Source organism: Janthinobacterium sp. OK676 (genome assembly GCF_900103595.1).
In the GTDB taxonomy this organism is placed as follows: domain Bacteria; phylum Pseudomonadota; class Gammaproteobacteria; order Burkholderiales; family Burkholderiaceae_D; genus Janthinobacterium.
This window is the reverse complement of sequence record NZ_FNHA01000005.1, coordinates 285,910-305,159: the sequence shown is the minus strand read 5'-3', so window position 1 is coordinate 305,159 and position 19,250 is coordinate 285,910. Positions and strand designations below refer to the sequence as shown.

Annotated in this window: 14 protein-coding genes; 5 read left to right on the top strand and 9 right to left on the bottom strand. The window is 50.8% G+C overall.

The window, feature by feature from the left end:
• Positions 1-79: 79 nt before the first annotated feature.
• Positions 80-1,381 carry an McrC family protein gene (locus BLU39_RS12815; protein WP_092713490.1) on the bottom strand — a complete coding sequence of 434 codons (1,302 nt, stop codon included), beginning with the start codon at positions 1,379-1,381 and terminating at the stop codon, positions 80-82.
• The gene (locus tag BLU39_RS12810) at positions 1,378-3,456 is read right to left on the bottom strand and encodes an AAA family ATPase (protein WP_217635073.1); all 2,079 of its coding nucleotides are present in this window, start codon (positions 3,454-3,456) and stop codon (positions 1,378-1,380) included. The genes BLU39_RS12815 and BLU39_RS12810 overlap by 4 nt, the downstream gene beginning before the upstream one ends.
• Before the next feature lie 294 nt (positions 3,457-3,750).
• Between BLU39_RS12810 and BLU39_RS12805 the strand changes: the two genes are divergently transcribed.
• Together BLU39_RS12805 and BLU39_RS12800 are read left to right on the top strand one after the other, a co-directional pair.
• Complete coding sequence (locus tag BLU39_RS12805) at positions 3,751-4,014, top strand: helix-turn-helix domain-containing protein (protein WP_010394120.1); 264 nt, start codon at positions 3,751-3,753, stop codon at positions 4,012-4,014.
• 2 nt (positions 4,015-4,016) lie between these two features.
• Positions 4,017-5,363: a type II toxin-antitoxin system HipA family toxin gene (locus tag BLU39_RS12800; RefSeq protein WP_092713486.1), complete on the top strand. Its 1,347-nt coding sequence runs from the start codon at positions 4,017-4,019 to the stop codon at positions 5,361-5,363.
• 122 nt (positions 5,364-5,485) lie between these two features.
• Here the strand turns inward: BLU39_RS12800 and BLU39_RS12795 are convergent, their stop codons facing one another.
• Both BLU39_RS12795 and BLU39_RS12790 read right to left on the bottom strand, forming a co-directional pair.
• On the bottom strand, positions 5,486-6,166 hold the full coding sequence (locus BLU39_RS12795) for a hypothetical protein (protein ID WP_139178253.1): 681 nt from the start codon (positions 6,164-6,166) through the stop codon (positions 5,486-5,488).
• 13 nt (positions 6,167-6,179) lie between these two features.
• On the bottom strand, positions 6,180-7,421 hold the full coding sequence (locus BLU39_RS12790; protein ID WP_092713482.1) for a site-specific integrase: 1,242 nt from the start codon (positions 7,419-7,421) through the stop codon (positions 6,180-6,182).
• Between the two features lie 919 nt (positions 7,422-8,340).
• Between BLU39_RS12790 and BLU39_RS12785 the strand changes: the two genes are divergently transcribed.
• Entirely contained in the window at positions 8,341-9,348 is a 1,008-nt protein-coding gene (locus BLU39_RS12785; RefSeq protein ID WP_092713480.1) for a ParM/StbA family protein, read from the top strand.
• Between the two features lie 504 nt (positions 9,349-9,852).
• Here BLU39_RS12785 and BLU39_RS28170 read toward each other — a convergent pair.
• The 3 genes from BLU39_RS28170 to BLU39_RS12770 are packed head-to-tail and all read right to left on the bottom strand — an operon-like array spanning position 9,853 to position 15,947.
• Complete coding sequence (locus BLU39_RS28170) at positions 9,853-11,703, bottom strand: response regulator receiver domain (protein WP_217635072.1); 1,851 nt, start codon at positions 11,701-11,703, stop codon at positions 9,853-9,855.
• Positions 11,696-14,671: an ATP-binding protein gene (locus tag BLU39_RS12775; RefSeq protein ID WP_092713476.1), complete on the bottom strand. Its 2,976-nt coding sequence runs from the start codon at positions 14,669-14,671 to the stop codon at positions 11,696-11,698. The genes BLU39_RS28170 and BLU39_RS12775 overlap by 8 nt, the downstream gene beginning before the upstream one ends.
• Positions 14,664-15,947 (bottom strand): DNA cytosine methyltransferase, encoded by a 1,284-nt coding sequence (locus tag BLU39_RS12770; RefSeq protein WP_254788963.1) that lies wholly within the window; start codon positions 15,945-15,947, stop codon positions 14,664-14,666. The genes BLU39_RS12775 and BLU39_RS12770 overlap by 8 nt, the downstream gene beginning before the upstream one ends.
• 145 nt (positions 15,948-16,092) lie before the next feature.
• Between BLU39_RS12770 and BLU39_RS28165 the strand changes: the two genes are divergently transcribed.
• Positions 16,093-16,293 (top strand): hypothetical protein, encoded by a 201-nt coding sequence (locus tag BLU39_RS28165; RefSeq protein WP_139178249.1) that lies wholly within the window; start codon positions 16,093-16,095, stop codon positions 16,291-16,293.
• Between the two features lie 558 nt (positions 16,294-16,851).
• On the opposite strand, the gene BLU39_RS12765 is transcribed toward BLU39_RS28165, so the two are convergent.
• Positions 16,852-18,189 carry a tyrosine-type recombinase/integrase gene (locus BLU39_RS12765; RefSeq protein WP_092713472.1) on the bottom strand — a complete coding sequence of 446 codons (1,338 nt, stop codon included), beginning with the start codon at positions 18,187-18,189 and terminating at the stop codon, positions 16,852-16,854.
• 461 nt (positions 18,190-18,650) lie between these two features.
• Here BLU39_RS12765 and BLU39_RS12760 point away from each other — a divergent pair, with 461 nt between their 5' ends.
• Complete coding sequence (locus BLU39_RS12760) at positions 18,651-18,857, top strand: dodecin (RefSeq protein ID WP_034753599.1); 207 nt, start codon at positions 18,651-18,653, stop codon at positions 18,855-18,857.
• A gap of 27 nt (positions 18,858-18,884) precedes the next feature.
• On the opposite strand, the gene BLU39_RS12755 is transcribed toward BLU39_RS12760, so the two are convergent.
• Entirely contained in the window at positions 18,885-19,196 is a 312-nt protein-coding gene (locus tag BLU39_RS12755) for a hypothetical protein (RefSeq protein WP_070304507.1), read from the bottom strand.
• Between the last annotated feature and the right edge of the window lie 54 nt (positions 19,197-19,250).

The window sequence follows — 19,250 nt, the reverse complement described above, 5'->3', positions numbered from 1 at the left end:
GTGCTGTGTCGTGGCCGGCCTTGCTCGCAGCTGCGGGCATTAGGGTGCTTGGTATTGGCTGTATTTCTCTCAGCTCAGCTCACGGAATCGCCAGCGCGTGCTCTAGCCACATTTCCGGGTGCCACATGATATGCTCTTCGCCGGCCTTATCGCCCAGTTCGAACGGGAGCACCCACAGTGTCATACCTGGAGCGAATGCAAACGGCGGCAATGGAGCGGAGAACATGGCAGTCTTAGGGTAAATCAGCACCAGCTCTTTGTAGATCTGCTCCACGCCGATATACTTGTGTCCGTAAGCGAAGAGTTGATAGAAGTCGCTTTGTGCGATGCCATACTTCTTGTTACGAGCCATTTCATTCAGCCGCTTCCATTTCGCATCCAGCACGGTCCGGTAGCCGCTGTGTTCAAGCAAAAGGTCGGGACGCAGCTGAAAAAATCCCTTACCTTGGTGCTGGCACAGGTACATCTCGCGCGACTGTCGCTTTATCAACACCGACTTCGGCAAAGTCCGGCGCAACGCTGCTTCTACAAAACATTCGAACAGCTTTTCCATCGGAAACAGCATACTCATGCCATGCCAGCTCCCTTGCACCGCTAACGGACAATGTTGGCCAAGTACTAGCTGGCACCACGGGAGAATCGGCGCGTAATGGGCCATGAGGCGGCCACCACGCCAGGCCTTGAAATCGTACTTGAAGTCGCGCGATGCGCTCACCTCCGCCAGCACTTGCAGCAGCTCATGCGACAGGCGCCAGTTGATCGGATCCTGGGTCGAGTTGGCGACGCGCGCCAGGGCAGATCGAATTAGCCTGTTCTCCGGAAAATCTAGTGAAAACACATCGTGACGCGTATGAAAATAGTGGGCGCGATCAGGCGTTTGGCGTAGTTGGCGGATCACGTCCAACTGCCCGCGTAAATTACGCTGCTCTTCTTCGACGCGCAGGTAATCGAATTTCATACCGCGTTTCACAAGATGTTCGAGCGCGACCAAGAACTGGCGGCGCACCCATTCCGACAGCGGCGCGTCAAATAGGGCCAAATCGGCCGGACCAACGTGGCGGGCCGGTAAATCCAACGCGGCTTGAATCATCCGTGTGAGTAGCGCCCGCGAAGCCTCCTTGGTCGAGTCGGCATCATGATGCTTGGGTAGGATTTCGAGGGTGGTGCCGCACGGGGTCTCCAGGATGCCAACGAAATTATCTAGTCGCAACCACTGCGTGCCCTCCACTTCGAGCAGATGAGCGCCGCTGGCACGAAACTGTCCGGCCAAACGGCATAAATACTCGAACGCACTTTTGGAGACGGTTGCCCGGTCCAACGTGGGTGCTATCTGTGTCGTGGTTAATTTCGCGTATTCGCGAACGACAACGAGCTCTTTCAAGTTGTCGCCTGTTTAGCCGCTTTGATCACCTGCGCACCCAGCTGGCGCGTGTTGTGCTTGCCACCTTTTCTGTTCAAGTGGCTAATGCCCAATTTGATTGCCAGTTCTTTTAAAATCGGCAGTGCAACTTGCTCGACATCTTTGTCATACACTTTCACGGTGAAATCTGTCAATCGTTGCAAACGATAGCCACCATATTCAACACTGCCATCCTGAGCAATCGGTACCATATGCTTAGCCACCGCTGCGCTATCGAGGATGCCCAAGTAGGCCTCAATGCGATCGAAAGCATCTTCATTAATCGCCCATGTCTGCTCTTGTGCCCGTCCTTCAAACTCGTCGCCGAACAGTGTCGCGACGTTACTCTCAGACGGCAGTACGAAACAGTTGACCGGCGCCTTGCGATGATCATTCAAGACCCAGCGGATGCGATTCCAGTCTTCAAAAAAATATTCCTTCAGTAGCGGTAATATCTGCTGCTCAAAAATGCGAGCTAGGCGTTCGACGGAAGGATCATCCTTCAACGGCAAAAAGTAAGCATGTCCAAGGCAGTGCTCCCTATCGAGCAGCGCTTCGATGCGTCGATTCATCAGCTCTAGCAGCTTGTCAATTGCAACTCCCTGCACGACGACATCGGCCAGAAGCTCCGGGCGTGGCGGCATTTCTTTAAACACGAAACGGCGACGCAACGCGATATCCAAACCGGTCAACGAGCGATCGGAGGTGTTCATGGTGCCGATCAAATACAAGTTATTGGGGATGCTGAAGGTTTTTTTCGAATACGGCAGCATGACCGACAAGGCTTCGCGATTGCCCGCGCGTTTGCTTGGCTCGACCAAGGTGATGAGCTCACCAAAGATGCGCGAGATATTACCGCGGTTGATCTCATCAATGATTAACACGCGTGCATGCGGACCTTGTTGGACTTGGGCGTCGGACGCCTTGGTCGACAGGAGCTGGCGCAACTTGTCGAGGTCGATCACATCAGAGCCAAGCCGATAGATCGCCTTCATCATGAATTTTTTGTTCATAATGGCACTGCAAGCGGTCGACGGATCGAATACTTTAAGCCACTGCACCGCACGGCTTTGCGTGAACTCATCATCTTCCTGCTCGCGCGGCACATGCTCATAGTTTCCCGTGAGGACACCAATAGCACGAAACTTCGAGTTGCCGTCGGAGACTACAACGATGTCACCGACCTGCATCCCAAGCACGAAAGCATTGACCGCCGTGACCGGGTAGTCGCCCGTCGAGTACTCGATTCCATTGTCATGAAAAATGGCGACGATGTCAGCCTTATTTTTCACTTTCGAGAAATCAATGCCCGAACCCCAGCCCAATAGGATCCGGTCTCGGTCAATGCACTCGTCATAAACATAATTCTCGTCGCTACGGTTTCCAAGCGACATCTTCCAGATCGTTTTCCCACTAAGGTCCAGATCGACCACTTCATCCACGACGACTTTGGTGGCAGCGTCGTCGCAAATCGATTTGAAGACACCTGGGGTCGGTAAGAACCGTAGTTGGCCGCTCGCCTCGTCAGCTTCCGCGCGCAAGCCTTCCACAAAGTCTTCGTAACTGAAACTTTGATGGAAAGTGACGAAGCGCACATGCTTAGATAATTCAAGTTCACCGAATCTTGTGCGCAACTTGTCCCTCTCCCCGTTATGCGCTTCTAGAAAATCAGGATCAAGAATGGCCAGCGTTTCCTCGATCGTGCTATGTGTTTTCCCCGTACCAGGGGGGCCGTACAGGATCTGGTTCAAGGGCGGAATCGAGTCGGTAGTATCGGTCATGGTGTGCGATGATTGGTTAGTGGTCACAGAAGGAGGTTCCGGCACCTGGTCCAAGGCGTGAAAAGCCAAATATTGTTTTATTGCCGCGCGGGGCCCGCCGTGGTATTGATTGCCTTCGATGTAATCGGCGCCATCTGAGCTGTAACGCTTTACCAGCGCACCGATCTCTCCAACGTCCTGAATACCGTAAATATCCTTGCCACAGTGTTGGGATAAATCCTCGATGAAGCGCGCGTATTCGCCCGCCGTCTTCGGTTTTTTGCCAGATTCAATCAAGAATTTCTGAAATTTGTCCCTTGCCTGCACTGCACTCTCCCGGTCAATCAGCCGTACTCTCCACAACATGTGAAGCGATTATAGTTATTGAATCCCACGGTATATTAACAAGAAGAATGCGGTTTCAGGTTGGGCTTTTTGCATTCTGAATCCCGGACAAGCGCTGTGTCACCCATCTTGATCAAATCTGCTTTATCTGCTTTCCAGCCATCTGTGATATGTCCGCCATTCAGATATCTTTACTTTATCTGAAATTCAGATAGTATTGAGATATCTGAATAACGGATACCGCACATGTCCTTCTCGCCTACCACCCACCGTCTCCTCACGGCGTCGCAGCTCGGCCAGTTACTCGCATCGACCCGCAAACGGCATAAGATCACCCAGGCGACTGTAGGCACGCGTGTCGGCTTGAGCCAGAACCGCATCTCATACCTGGAGAGCCATCCTGACGAAATCAGCGTCAAGCAGTTACTCAGCTGGTGTTCCGCACTCGAGCTGGAGCTGCAGTTGGGCGAGCGCGATACGTCCGCCACAAGCAATTCGGCCGAGTGGTAATCATGGGCCGCCGCTCACACAGCCAGACGCTCCATCTTTGGGCAAATGGCGACTATGTAGGACGCTGGACGGTCAAGGCCAACGGCGACTCCGAACTCCAGTACGATGCGTCCTGGCAAAGTTCAAGGCTCGGGCGCCCGATCTCGCTGTCGCTGCCGTTCAATCTGCGCAATGAACCGCTCAAGGGTGCCAGTGTTGCAAACTACTTTGAGGGCTTGCTGCCGGACAGTGACATCATTCGCAAACGCGTTGCGACCCGGTTCAAGACAGGCTCTCTCGAACCGTTCGACCTGCTCGCGGCTATCGGCCGGGACTGCGTCGGCGCCTTGCAGCTGCTGCCCGAAGGCGGCAAACCGGAAGGGCTGGCCCAGGTCGATGGCATCGCCCTTGACGAGGAAGACATCGAGCGGCACTTGCTCGAAGTGGTCAGCTCGGAGCGGCACGGCGCCGCAGATGACGCGGACGATGATTTCCGCATTTCGCTGGCTGGCGCGCAAGAAAAAGACGCCTTCTTGTGGTGGGATGGGAAATGGATGAAGCCGCGTGGCGCGACGCCCACAACGCACATCTTCAAGCTTCCGATCGGGATGGTAGGCGGAAAAAAAGCCAATTTCACCACCTCGGTCGATAACGAGTGGCTATGCCTGCGGCTGTTCAAGGAGTACGGGCTGCCTACGGCAAATGCCGAGATTGCGACGTTCGGCGAGCAACGGGTGCTCGTCGTCGAGCGTTTTGACCGCGTGCGATCAAACGATGGCAAGCAGCTGTTCCGGCTGGTTCAGGAGGATTTTTGCCAGGCGACGGGAACATCACCGCTGCTGAAATACGAAAATGACGGTGGACCGGGGTTAAAACAGATGTTTACGCTGCTACAGCAATCGCAGCAGAGCGCTGCCGACATGCACACGCTGATGGCCTCCCAACTTCTGTTCTGGATGCTGCGCGCACCCGATGGCCACGCCAAGAACTTCAGTATCCAGCTACTGGCGGGCGCCGGCCGGTTCAAGCTGACGCCCATCTATGATGTGATGTCCGGCTATCCTGTGATCGGCCCTGGCCCCAACCAGTGGTCCGAACGCAAACTCAAGATGGCGATGGCGCTACTCGGAAGCAACCGGCATTACCTCGCGCATGGCATACAGCGGCGACACTTCAACAGCACTGCAAAAGCGGTCGGCTATGGCGCGGACGCCGAACCGCTCCTGCTCAATTTCATTGCCCGCACACCCGCAATTGTAGATAAGGTCCGCGGCGAACTGCCTGTAGGGTTTTCGGAAAAGGTGGCCGACAAAATTCTGGGCGGCCTGCTTGATGCCGCAGCCGCCCTTCAACGGATGCCGCCAGCCTGACCAGTGCCTCGCAGACGGCACGGCCGCGCACCGGGCACCGGGCACTAACACGAAAATGGCCAGTATTTTAACCTCGGTTAAACATGAGGAAAATCAGCAGCATCTTCTGGCCAGCTATTCCGTTATTCCTCCTCTAAAATCGCACACGCCTCGAACTGCAGCTCAGCCGGATCAATGCACAACTGGTACCGATCGTGTTCGACAAGGAGGTCATAAAACGAGCCATCCGGGGACTGTGCGACAGCTGCCTTGATCTTCTCTTGAACAATCCGTGTTGCCTCACCCAGCAGATCATGCCAGATGAGTGGAATGAATACATTGGCAAGCCAGGACCTGAGGGCTTCTCCACAGCCATCTTCACTGTAAAACGAAATGACTGACCAGTGCTCATTTCCCTCATCACAGGGGAACCTGGCATCATAGTACGGATGGTTGTGGTACAGCCACATGAAAAGGTCTTCCAGTTGCGCGCTTTGCGGGAACGCCAACAAGAGTTCCGTTGGCATGAACTCAAAACGCAACATCGGGGGGCTCTTGTCATCATCGGGATCACTCGGGTTCGACTCCTCGCTCAGCGTCCCCCAAGGAAAAACATACCCCTGCTTATCAAGGTACTCGTCAAGCATGCTGAGTCCCCATCCATCTTTGGATAAACTGCATACCTGCTTGGCAGTAAAAATAGAATATTTGCCGTGCACAAGCTCTCGTATGAGCTTTGCTGGCATCCCAAGCTGTACAGGACACGCGCTGATCAACAAGTTCATCGCCGCGTCGTTCACTACCATATCTCGATTGGTATTCACTCTACTTCTCCTATTAACAGAACAAAAAATCGTTCAACATTGCTTCAGCGCTGATGCGCAGCGCCAGAGGAGTCTCCAGCCCTGGAGACATCCATTCCACCCCGTGACGCCGGGCATGCTTCGCAAACAACATATGTGCCTGGTCTACAGTCACGACCAGGCCAGTGCGAGCCATCATTTCCTGAATAACCCGACAGTCCTCCAACCGCGCGGCGGGAACTTCGGGAAGTGCAACAGCGTCAAGAATCCGAAGTGCTTTCTGAATCGTCACGATCCCTTGATCGCTGTCCGGAAAAAGTGCTGAGGACGGATCGAAGGAACCGATGTACGCGCTTGTCACGGACTGCCGGTTGTGTCCCAATGCTTGCGCCACCTTCGCCTTCACGACACCGCTATCGGCGCCATCCAGCTGCCCTGCACCTCCCCCCATCGTGGCTGGGATCATCCCGAGCAGCAACGCATGGTTCTCGGCAAATTGCGCGCGCAATCCATGTCCTGTTATGCCGGCATCGGCTTTGGTGAAGCCGAACGACGTCATCAAGTTCTCGTAGCGGCGGATGTTCTGCTCCAGACTGGCTATCTGGCCCGAACGGGAATACTCCCACCCAAGCGCTTTATTTTTCGACACGCGTGCTTTGACGTAGTCGAGCAAATCGCGCTGCGCGTTTGAAACGATGGGAATATTTCGCCAACGACCGCCTTTACCCATCCCCGGAAAAACCTGTAGGTAATGGCCGTAATCCTGAACGTGTGGATTGCATTTCAAGACCTCTTCGCGCCGCAGTCCAAAGCCCAACTCGAGACGTAACATCAGACCGAGGCACGGGTCGTGCTCGTCAACCTTGCGGAACGTCTCGACCAAATCAATGCCATGTCCGGACCAGGACTTCGTGGTTCGTGCGGCCGAACGCACTTTCAACAATTCAGGATCTACATCCGGCAGATATTTCTGGACAGCGCCAACCATGCCTGGCTTGCCGAGCATTGCGCAGAAAACCCGTAATCGGGAAAGGTCGTTCTGGATAGTCTTGGCTTTCTTGTGCTGGCAATACCACCAGTGCTTGACGAGCACTTCGATGTGCCGTTCACCGAGATTCTTCGGGTCCTGAATCTTGTAGCCGAGTTCATGCAGCCGCCGAATTGATGCATATAAAACGTCTTTCGTCAGTGTCTGAGTGCGTTCGGACGCCACCTTGCCATTGACGCGGCGTGTACCTGCCAATTTCATGATGTCGTTTACTTTTTGCTGCCACATATGTCCTCCACAAGAACCATCGATACCTCTTATCACCAGATGCGGAAGCGCAGCGGGGCGGGGGTAAGGCTCCCGTCTTAAATAAACCGGTTTCGCATCAGCGGGCCTTACTGCCAACCACCGATGCGCCGAGCCCTTCCGGTACTCGGTTCCTCTTCCCGGGAAGAGAACTGAACATTGAGCAGTTTCTCGCTACGCACTCCCGGACCAGGTCCGGGCTTTGAGGGTGCGCGCCTCCAGTTATGGAAAGACCAGTGAGAGCTGGCGTGACGTTCTTAAGCGCCGTGCTTGACGCACATGCGGCCTGAGGGGTGACTAGCCCGATCACGATGTTTGCAGTTGAAGTATTGGAGGCTGGTGCTCTTCGGAGCGAAGAGCGAATGGAGATATAGCTATAGCGTGGCCGTCCGCCCTAACGACTCAAGCAGGAATGCCGATCTGTGATCGAGTTTTCCCTGCCATTGCGCTGAAAAGCCGATGACGACACGTTTTGGGGATCACTCTGTACCTGCCTGTAGAACCTTGCAGACAAGACTAGACCAGATAAGAGCTGATTTTTTGATGGTGATGAGTGCTTGCGATCGGATGAAAGCGAACGATGCCAAAAGCCTGGCGTTGCGGAAAGCTGTTCTCTCTCATTGGACAGAACAACTTAAAAATTAATTTATAAAAATGCCGGAGGCCGACGCTGGGTACTTTATCCAAGCATGACTAGCGTGTCAAGAAACATTGTTTGCAGTGCCGCCTGTCTGGATTTCCGCACCTGGTGATAGCTAATGACGGCGCATTTTCGAACCTCGATATTCGACACGGACTGCTTCCTGGCCCCTGTCGCGGCTCATGGTCACGATCAAAACCTGACTTGCGCACGCCGGCTTGCGCTTTACATTAAATCTTTCACCGACACTTGGAGTTCTAAATGGAAAACATCTCAATCGCAATCGATGGCGGCCACTCAATGTTCAAAATACTCGCAGCCTCGCTGGCATCGCCAGACGAGCGTCATTCGTTTCAGATCCCCACTGTCGTTATCCCCGCGATCACGCTGACGAACGAGCAGACGCGACAAAAAGCTGAACTCGATACTGTCGAGGTGGATGGGCGCATGTACTTCTTCGGTGATACCGCGTTGCGGCAAGGCCGCTCAGAAGTGTACACAGGACAAAACGCGGATTGGATCGAGAGTCCCCAGCACGATGCACTGGTGCTGGGAGCATGGCGAAAGGCCATGCAGGCGTTCGGCAATCCCTCGGCCAGGGTGCATCTGGTGATGGGATTACCGGCCAAGTTCGTCGGGTCGCAGCGCGACACGCTCCGCAACCGCATCGTGGCTTTGCTGACCCCACGCCTCCTTCCCGGCCAGACGCTCAGGGTGATGGTGCAGAGCCAGGCGGATGCACCGCTGCAGTGGCTCTCGATCCAGAATAACGGTTGTCTCCACCCGCAACGGGATCTCGACAGCGAGGCCTGGGGCGTCATCGAAATCGGCCACTACACAACCGACTTCGCGCTGTGTGATCGCGGCTCAATGATGGAGTACGCAGCCATATCGTGCGCAGGCATGCATCTGGTCTACGACGGCATGTCCAGCGCGCTGGCGCAAGCCAAGCTGCCAACATCACTGGACGTGGTCGATGCGGCAGTACGCAGCGGAAGCATCAAACACTTCGGGCAGCGCATCGACGTCGCTCCCTTGCTCAATCAGGCGAAAGCAGGCTTCGAAGCCATCGTCATGGATGAAGCCAACCGCGTATTTGGCCAAAAAGCGGCCGTATTGGACGGCATCATCATTGGCGGTGGAGGTGCGGAAATGCTTCTTGATGGACTCAAACAACGATATCCCAATGCTGTCACCAGCGACGAACCGCGGATGATGGTCGCGGAAGGCTTCTGCCGGCTCGGCCTGCTGTCACTGCTCCAGTCCTGATACAGGGATCTGCCATGTCGACACCAATGGATAAGCCGCCGAAAATCGGTACCGAGATCACGGTTCGAATCAGCCTGACTTTTCAGGAGGCTCCGGACGTCCACACGCTGTTGGCGATGACGCCAGTGCGCGAACGAGGCAAGCTAGTGCGGCTGGCCTTGGAGCGATACATCGCTGAGATAGGTCATCCAGCAGGTGACGTCGAACAGCAGATCCATGCCATCTCGACATGGCTGAGGTCCCGAAGTGGGCGGGAAGAACAGACGGTGGCTACCGTACGCAGTCCGGAAGCGGCTAGCCTGGTCGCGGCTGTGAGCGCAACCCAAGTTCGCGAAACGGCAAAGACTGTGCTCACACCAGGTGAACTAGATTCGAAAGAAGCACCTAGTTCACCTTCTTCCATAGCGAGATGGCTCCATACTTAGCTACCCTGACAACGGTGCCCATGGCCTAACTCCACCCGGCCTTAGCCTCATTATATTTGTACAACAACGTCGAGGTTTTCTATTCGGTACTTTTCTCACGCACCGAATAAGAGACGAAATCCAATCCCACTCTGGATAAATGAGAGCCAAGTTTTTGCATTAGATTTAATGCATATTCATAGCGAATTTGGGCAACCACAACAGCGGTTTTTTGTTCAAAAGACAAATCACCATTTTTTCCAATACTAGCAATATCAAAGGAATTATCGGAGTCAAATCTCCCCTGATTTTTTGCAAAAAATTGCTCCCAGCCCAATGTTGGACTAATACTATTTTGATTGGTTTCACTAAAAGTGAATACTTTCTGATCACAGTCCTCATTTAGGAATAAATGATAACCCCTACTCGCCATACCCAAGGCAATTTCTTTATCGGCTGGATACAATCTAACTGCTTTGAAAGGAAGCCAATCGCCGAGACGTTTACTCCAACCCTTCATTTCGCTCTGGGCCGGTTCAAGGTCGCAAAGAGGCGTCAAGCAGAGCCAATACTGGCGATGGCCCTCTGGACCTACACGAAGCACTTGCCCTGTGGACAGGTGATGCCCATCAACAGGCTTACTACAAGCATGAATGTTCATATGCATATGAAGATCGATTTTCTGATCAAATGCAGCATACTTATCGAATCGACTGAATAACGTATTTTTATCAGCTGATTTCGATAAATGATTCGCGATCTTACCGGCGAAATCGAGTACTCCTGGCTCAATTTTACCCCCCAAACTTTCCCAGTGTCGCGCAACACTTTGGCGTACACTAGTCCGCCGTTTTGCATCATCTTCCTCAAGTAGCTCTGCAAGCCAACTAGCTTGCAGGTGCCGATTCATCAAAATATGTGATTCGGCCATTCCCCCGCTGGATACTAAAGAATTTCGCATCTTGGACATAATTAAACGATGTGGAACTGGATCCCATGCCTCCAGAGCATCCAATAACTTTGAAGGAATTGTTTCAGGTTCATGCTCCTTGGAAACCACAGTAACAAATAGACTATCTGCACGAATCCAATTGACGTCGTCGCTTTGCTTGCCAATAGTTACTTTCCCAAAATAGTCGGAAGACATCTTTTCTTTGAGTAGAGATTGACGTTTATGCATAAGTAACTCCAAGACCTGATCTGGAGTTATTTTTATGCCTTCTGGAATAGCAACCAAATACTCCCCTAGGTTTGCAAGTTCAGGTATTTTTTTAACGTTTTCCCATACGCAATCATTCTGATGTAAGACCTTTAAATATGCGACCTCATCTAAACTGTCTAATAATTTGACGAAAATGTCCTCTTCGACCTCTTCCCACGCCTCTATCTTTTTTTCATAAGCGCGTTCTCTGGGAGATGGTATGTTAAATTTAGTAGCCGGAGATGCTAAGCTGATAGCTATTTCATTTATTGTACGATCAATGCCAGTTCCAGTGGCATCACGATCTTTGGTGTAAACAACAACCAAATTAAAGTGACCATTACCGGCCAGTCTCCGCAAAATATTAATAGCTTTATCACTTCCAACATTCCCATCTAAGTGGTAATCCAAAACCAGAAGATCTGAGCTTTCTAAATGAGATACGCTGGCTACTTCACCTTCGGGTGTAGGAGTCCTACCATCATGAACGTCTACAAGCCAAGGAGTAGGTTGCTGAGCGCGGCAAAACTTAACTATTTTCTGTACACGTGATTTGTTTTCATTTTTCTTTACTTCGCGAGCCGCATCCTGCGCATTTTTTTTCGCTGCCGGCTCAACATTTATTAATAACTCATCAAGAGTAGGATACTCGTCATCGATAATTACTGCTGTACGAATAGGGTCTATAAAAGCTTCTTTAATAAATTCACGATATGTTGGCTGTGGAGGCATAGTAGCGACTTCAAGCATATTTGGCACCTTTGAATTCGAGAATGAAATTTGCTCCTGAAAGTCTTTTTTGGCTGTCAGTAGCATATGTGATGGAGTGACCACCTGCGGCAAGATTAGTTTTGCAGAGATAGAGTCCAACTCCTCGGCCTCCACGCACCTTTCGCGTGAAAAACAGGTTGAATAAATGCTTGAGATCCTCTTCATCCACACCGGGTCCAGAATCAGCCACAACAATCTTTTCATCCATAATATCAAGCAAAACCTCCTTTTGCGAGCTGTTCGAATGGCTAGCCCAATATGTCGCATTATTTACTAAATTTATGAAAACAGGATATATTCTGGCAGGATATTCGAATAAGGAAAAATCTAGAAAATCTTTCGATGCACTAAATACTATATTTTCATTAGAAAATTCGCTCTTAAAAAACCGCTGAACATATTGAAATATCATTTCACCGGTCATTCTCACCCGCGTTTTAGGGCCGGAAAGTTTAAGAGGCGAAAGAAAACGCAATCTTTCTACCAAAGCCTCATGCCCATCTCGAACAGCAATATAAGCATTGGAATTTCTCACCTCGCTTGGAAATAACTTGAGATTGGTTGTTACAGATTGCTCCAAACCCTCAATTTCATGACCAATAATTTCAACAGTTATGCCCAATTGCGCTAAACTATGAAGTCGGTCTACTTCTTCTCGAAGTTCATCGGCTTTATCTTGACTAAAACTAGCTAACCCCGCTAAATCTACACTTTCTCTCAAACTATTAAGCGCCGAAATATAGGGTTCAAATAAATCGAAATTTTCCTCATCTTGTGCTATGCGCTCTGATTCTAAAAGTCGAGTCATTCTCGTCAACGTCATAGTGCCGTGGTCGATATGATCGAGGAACGGGAGCATCTTTGCATGGTAAGTTTTATTTCGTTCCGTTTGAAGTTCAGAAATCCGTTCCAACTCCAACGACAATATATTTTTTGCCTCCTGAGCCCAATTCCGAATTCTTCGATGCAAATAAGCAGCATTGGAACTTAATTCAGACAAGGCTAGATCCCTCAAGGAACGAGGTTTTATCCGTTCCAATGCAGAATCTAGTGAATTACCTGCTAACTCAATTTTTTCCTTGACACTTCTGTAATATTTACGATAAGTCAAATAACGATCTTCTAGAATGCCAAGTTTTCTTGGAGCCTCACCTAAGGCCAATTCACTTTGTAGTTCGCGAAGGCCCTGTAAGTTTAATCTCAACGAAACAATCTCATTTTCGTTATCAAGTTCGGAGTCCCGTATTATTTCCACAAGACGCGATATTTCCTCCAGCAACTTCAACAAAATAGGTTCGCTTTTATCCAATTTAGAGATAAAATTTTTCCTGCTTAACGCTTTTTGTTTATTTCTAGCTTCTTCAGCTTTCTTTTTTTTGTAATCTAATTTTTTATCCGGGATTGTTCTTTTTCGCAATTTAGCATCACTTCCAAAATAATTTCTGGCTGTGAATTTTAGAATATTTTCCACCAAATCTCGAAGGCTTTTGGCAGCTCTGTTATCAATCAATCCCTCTCGTCCAGCTTTATCTCGCAGATTGGGATTGGTTTCAATACGTAAAGCTATTCGACCAAACAATTGCCGTAAGGACCAAAATTCCCGCCCCGCGTGTTTAGACCTTCTATACTCTATGCGGAAAAAATCACTCCCTTCGCGCCCATATGGCATAACTCGTAGTCCGTTTCGATACATCAAGAAGCCGGAGTATTTTTCTGATTGAGCTTCTGCCTTTCGAAAAGCTTCATCGCTTAATGAGGTGCTGCTTAAGTCTTGTTCAAAAGTTCCGATTCTTATACGAAATGGACCTACAAGTGAATCTTTACGGACAGGGACATCAATCGCTGGCGGAATAGTCAGGACGTCTTCAACCCAATTTCCGAATGCTTTAATCCGTCCATGAAAATACCCATTCTCGTCTACCCATCCATCAACTACATGTTCTAGGTTTTGCAACTCCTGATAATCGAATGGAGCGCCTTCTTCGATAATTCTTCGCTCTAAATTGCCATCCCATACAGATGTCTGGGTGGCAAAGTCGTCGGCTGCATAGCCTAATAAACGCTCCTCTTCATTAAGGAACGGATCAGAAAAATTAGATAATGTCTGAAATAGCTGTTCACGAGCCTGTGTCACAGCGCTATCTTTCTTAGGATCCTCTTTCGTCAGCTGAGCTTGCAAATCAAATTGGATGTTCGATATCGCGAGTATCGTTCCTTTATCTGCGGTTCCTCGCCAAAGTGGCCACTCAGAAAAATGGCGCTCATCAAAAATGGTGTCGATTAAAGTAGATTCAATGGCCGCCTTGGTTGTTATTAATTTTCCGGCCAGTTTTTCTTGCAAATCGAATTGTTTCCAAGAATTTTCTATTCTAATATCTCGCTCGCTTCTTTTTTCAGAAATACTATTGCCCCACAAATTCCCCATAAGCTTATCAAACAGCTTTGGAATTAAAGGTAGCAATTCGTATTTCTCGTCAAATTCAACGACTGGAATTTCAACATCTATAAGGAATAGATATGGATTTTCAAATAGACGCCAATCTATTAAAGCTGCGACAAATCTGTCATCTCTACGTTTCGACACTATTAATAATAATGACCCAAGATTTGCTGATGAAAGTCTACCGATTCCTTTCTGGCCTTGCTTAGTACGAACTTCCAAGCCATCACGATCTTCTTCAGACGTCTCAGCTTGAGTCGCTTTTGACTCAGTACCAACAACAAGCCACCGATTTGTGAATTCTTCACGATTCATTCCGTGACCATTGTCCCCAATAGTAGCAATCGGCGTATCTCCACCGTATATATTTAAAGATACGTTCCGAGCATATGCGTCGTAAGAATTCTTCCATAATTCTGAAACCGCAGTTGGGCAATCGGCAATCTGTTCTCTACCAAGATGATCGATTGTCCTTGCACGTGTTTGGAATGCAATTGCGTCAACCATTGCTATTTTCTCCTGCAATTATTCCGTCAGCTATTGTCTTTAGAAGTACTTGTCCCAAACGTACTGGTACTGCATTACCTACTTGCGCCCCCCCTGCCATTAAACCCCCTTTAAAAACGAAACTATCCGGAAATGTTTGGAAGCGGGCGGCTTGTCGGAGCGTTATGCCGTGATGTTCCGTAGGATGCACAAAGCGACCTTTAGAAGGATTGATACACGCGGTGGTCATTGTTGGCCCGGGCTGAGACGGATCGATACGGCCGTACACGTCGCTATGACCATTATGCTCTGTATGGCAAGGTAAAACACGGCCAGATTGCCTTCGGCTACCGCCGTTCAATGGCGTTTGCTGAAATGCACGGATTATTTCTGGAGTATGATTCATGTGAATGTTATTCACATCGCCCACAGGAATGGGGTCCGAAAATATTGTTGCAGCTGAGAGCCAAGGCAATAATTGTGGATTTTCAGATCGTGCATCTTCGTTGCCATGAGTTGGAATTGCTGGCCATACTATCGATAACTCCGTATCTTCCCTTATGCCAAGTACGAATACTCGTTTGCGGCGTTGTGGAACTCCAAAATCTCTCGCATCTATGACAACTGGATCTAGAAGTCGATAGCCAGATTTTTGCCCTTCCTCATACAGCGCATCAAGAAACGGACGGTGTCTTGCCCAGAGTATGCCAGGTACATTTTCCATCAAAAAAATCTTGGGCTTCAAATGTTTAACATATTGAAAGTATCTCAAAACTAGTTGATTGCGCGGATCATCCACCCCAGAATTATTGATGCGATGAACCGAGAATCCTTGACACGGCGGTCCACCAAGCAAAATATCGCATTCTAATTCATCGGGAAAATGGTTATTTTTTATTTCAATCGGATCTAACTTGTTTATATCTTCATTATAGATACGAGGAGAACTATTTTCAACAAGGTTTGCCTCATAGGTTTCGCACGCCTTTTTATTCATTTCTACCGCGGCAAGAATCTTAATTCCGACATTTTTTGCCGCTTGTGAAAATCCCCCAGCCCCTGCAAAAAGGTCGATAGCAGTTAACTGACGATGCAAATTCTTCGTACTTGGTAACGAAGAATCTTCATCGCAGAAAGCGAGTTTAGTTTCAATAATATTAGAATTCCTTTTTACATCACGCATAGAGACAAGGTTTTTTAAGCGCGGAAAGACGCTTTCCACAGTTGGGAAAATACTCCATTCTACGCTGAAATATGGCCCAAGGAAACGCCGATTTATTGTTATATTGCCGCCCATTTCGGTGCTCCAACCTGAGACATGTCTAGCGAGCTCTTAAGCATTAAGCCTGGCTGCGTTTGGTCGAGCCAGGTGCACAGCGCCGCCAGCGCGACGCGCTACGGGTTTGCTGTGCAAGCAGGCGCGAGGTGTAATCGGCATACTAGTGGTCGCGCTCGACGACCAGCATCATCTTCTACTCGGTGTTGGAAACGGCAAAGGCGAACGAGGTCGAGCCTTACAAGTGGTTGCGCCCGTGCTGCCTGAATTGTCCGCGGTGAAAACCGTGAGCCAGGTCGAGGCGCAGCTACTGTGGAAAGTGAAAGATTTGCATACTCCGGATTTAACCGATATTTTGCCTGACTGAATAGCCTGCGATTCGTGGGGCGCCGATGATAACCGAGGCGATATCATCCAGAACTAACGCTTGTCAGGTGCTATCTGAGATAGATGAAATATTGGAAGTATGGGAAGAGAATTTTTGTTAAAGTCCGCAATTCATTCGCCAGCTGGCAAATTGAGACGACGGTCACCAAAATGAAAATTTCGTCGGGGTGGAGAATCGTATCCAAATGAAAAATATGTTGAAGTTTTCGAAGTGAAAAATTTAAGTAGGCTCCGGGGCGATCTTTACTTTATTAACTAAAATATTGAAATTGCAAGCGGCTAACCTAAGTATCTTATCAATAGTCATAATGATTTCAAGTGGCTGTAGCATAAGCGACAAATTAAACGGTGGTTTCAATTATAGATATCCACACACTCTGATATCAAACCTGCAATCAAGACGGCGTGCGGCATTCGAGAAGAAGCCCTCAGCAGCAATTTCAAACAGTCACATTGATGCGCAGTCAACTCGCTGCTACATCCACCAGTGAAGGCTGGATGGGCATGCATACCGCTCCAAACGCCAACCACTGTCCGGCTAAGCACCCACAACGCGCAATATTGCTGGCAAAGATACAAGCCTCACACCCGCCTGCTCAAGAATCCAAACTTCAATCTTCGCGTGCCAGACACGAAGCAAGTCCAGCGGCCGGCGAATGTAATTTTGCTCGCGCACCCCTTGCGGCGCGTGCCCTTGAATCTGCGCGGCGATACCATTCGGCATTTCGATCCACTCGCTTAATGTGGCAAATGAGCGTCGCAGGCCATGCAGCGTAAGCTGCGGCAAATTCGCCACCGCGACGGCCTCGTTATGCGCGATTCTCGGCTCTGCGATATGCCCCGATGCGGAAGCGGGACTGGAGAAGACAAAGGCATTCCTGCGCGGCAGGTTGCCTAGGAGCTGAGCAACAAATGGCGTCAGCGGGACCATTCGAAAGTCTTCGACCTTGTCGGACAGCTTGATACTGCCCCACTGGAAATTCACGTCCGTCCACTTCAGTGCGGCGAGCTCCTCGCGCCTGGCGCCGGTGAGCAGCAGAACTTGCAGGTAGGCGGCAATGACCGGGTTTCCGATCTTGCGCACTGCGCTGAACCATGACTGCAGCATCTCGCGTTGGAGAACGTCATGGCGCCGCTTCTCTTTACCGAGGCTCTCGCGCACTCGCGCGCTCTTTGTCGGATTGCTAGTGACCATGCTTGAATACGTCTTGTGCGAAGCGCACCAGTTCATGAAGGCCTTGAGCAGTCGCCATGCCAGGCGCGCGCTGGATGGACGGGTCTTTGCTTCCTCTCGCGCCCAGGCTTCCACGCGCTCGTTTGTCAGGTCGATGAGGCGGAGCGAAGACAAGGACCAGAGTGGACCGGCTTTCGTCAGTGCCGGACTGCGTTTACGAGGCTGGCCACCATCCTGAATGATCTTGCGATGCGCGGCAATATGATGTTCTGACCAGCCTGCTTCTCGCGTGGCAATGCGGTCGGCAATGTATTCAGGCCAGACACGGCCCAGGGTCACGGACTCCCGCAGCTGCTTTTCCTGTTCCGCCACAACGGCAGCTTCCTGCAACGCGCGCGCGTCGCGCTCTGCAGCGAGTGCATCTTCCCGTACCTTTCTTGGATCCTGCCCGTTATCGAGCAGGACCTTGAGGCGCCGCGCTTCGGCCTGGGCCTTGGCAATGTCCCATGTACGAGGATCACCGATCGTCAGCCGTATGGTGGCGCCGTCCAGCTTACCCTGAAAAATATAGGACTTTGCGCCCTTCGAAGTCACCCGCAAACCGAGGCCTGGTGAAGCGGTGTCCCAGAGGAATGACTGACTTTTTCCACCCTCACAGGCGAACTCTTCTACCCTACCCGCCGCGAACTTTATTTTTTTCACTATTACCTCAAGAAGACGTGCTGTGTAAGCGCCATGTAACCGCCATGTAACCCAAATGGTAGCATAACGATCAACACCCATCTGCATGAAATAAAAATCAAAATCATGTAAGTTTTTGATTTATAAGGATATCCTTGAAAATCTCAACACCCTTCAACAGCCCTGAATACCGACTTGCGATGATTTGTAATCATCAGGTGGCCAGTTCGAAACCGGCAGTCGGCACCAGAATTCAGCAGGAAAATCAAAGGGTTACCCGCTTCGGCAGGTAGCCCTTTTTTCTTTTCCTCTGCCTGCGGGACACTACCGCAACCATTGCAACCCATCGCCGTCGAAGCAAACCACTGACGTAGCGCATTGCTGCACCGCGCAATGACTATCTGCACGTTTAGGCGCAAGATGAGCACGTGCTTGCGCAAAGCAGGCTCCCGATGTCTGGCTTGCCTACCTGGGGAAATATCATGTCCGCACACACTTACAAGCTGATCGAACTGGTGGGAACTTCGACCGAGAGCAGCGATCAGGCGATACGCGATGCCATTGCCAAGGCGGCGCTGACGGTCAAGCATATGGACTGGTATGAAGTGACGGAGTCGCGCGGCCATATCGTCGATGGCAAGGTGGCGCACTTCCAGGTCACGCTCAAGGTCGGCTTCCGGCTCGAATAAAGGGACCGAGCAAGGCAGGCGGCGCGCTCAGCGCCGCCCAGGTACTCCCCGGCTCTCCAGCCACTCCCGGCCGCCGCTGTCCAGCGCGGTCTCAATGACCTTTTCCGGCAAGCTGTAGACGGTCGCCCAGCTGGCGCGGCCGTCCTGCGTGTTGGCGGGAAAGCTGTGCGTCTCGATCGGCCAGTGGTATTTGCGTTTCAGCGCTTTCACGATGGCGGCCAGCGAGACGCGGCCTTGCAGCGGTTCGGCGCCGGACTGGTCGCGGTTCGACAGTAGCACGGCCAGGACCTGGCCGCGGCCCGTGCGTGCGCCGGGGAAGGTGGGGGTTTTGTTTGCCATGGCCTATTTTACCGGGCAATGATCGGCGAGAGGCGATGTGCCGCACCTTTGATC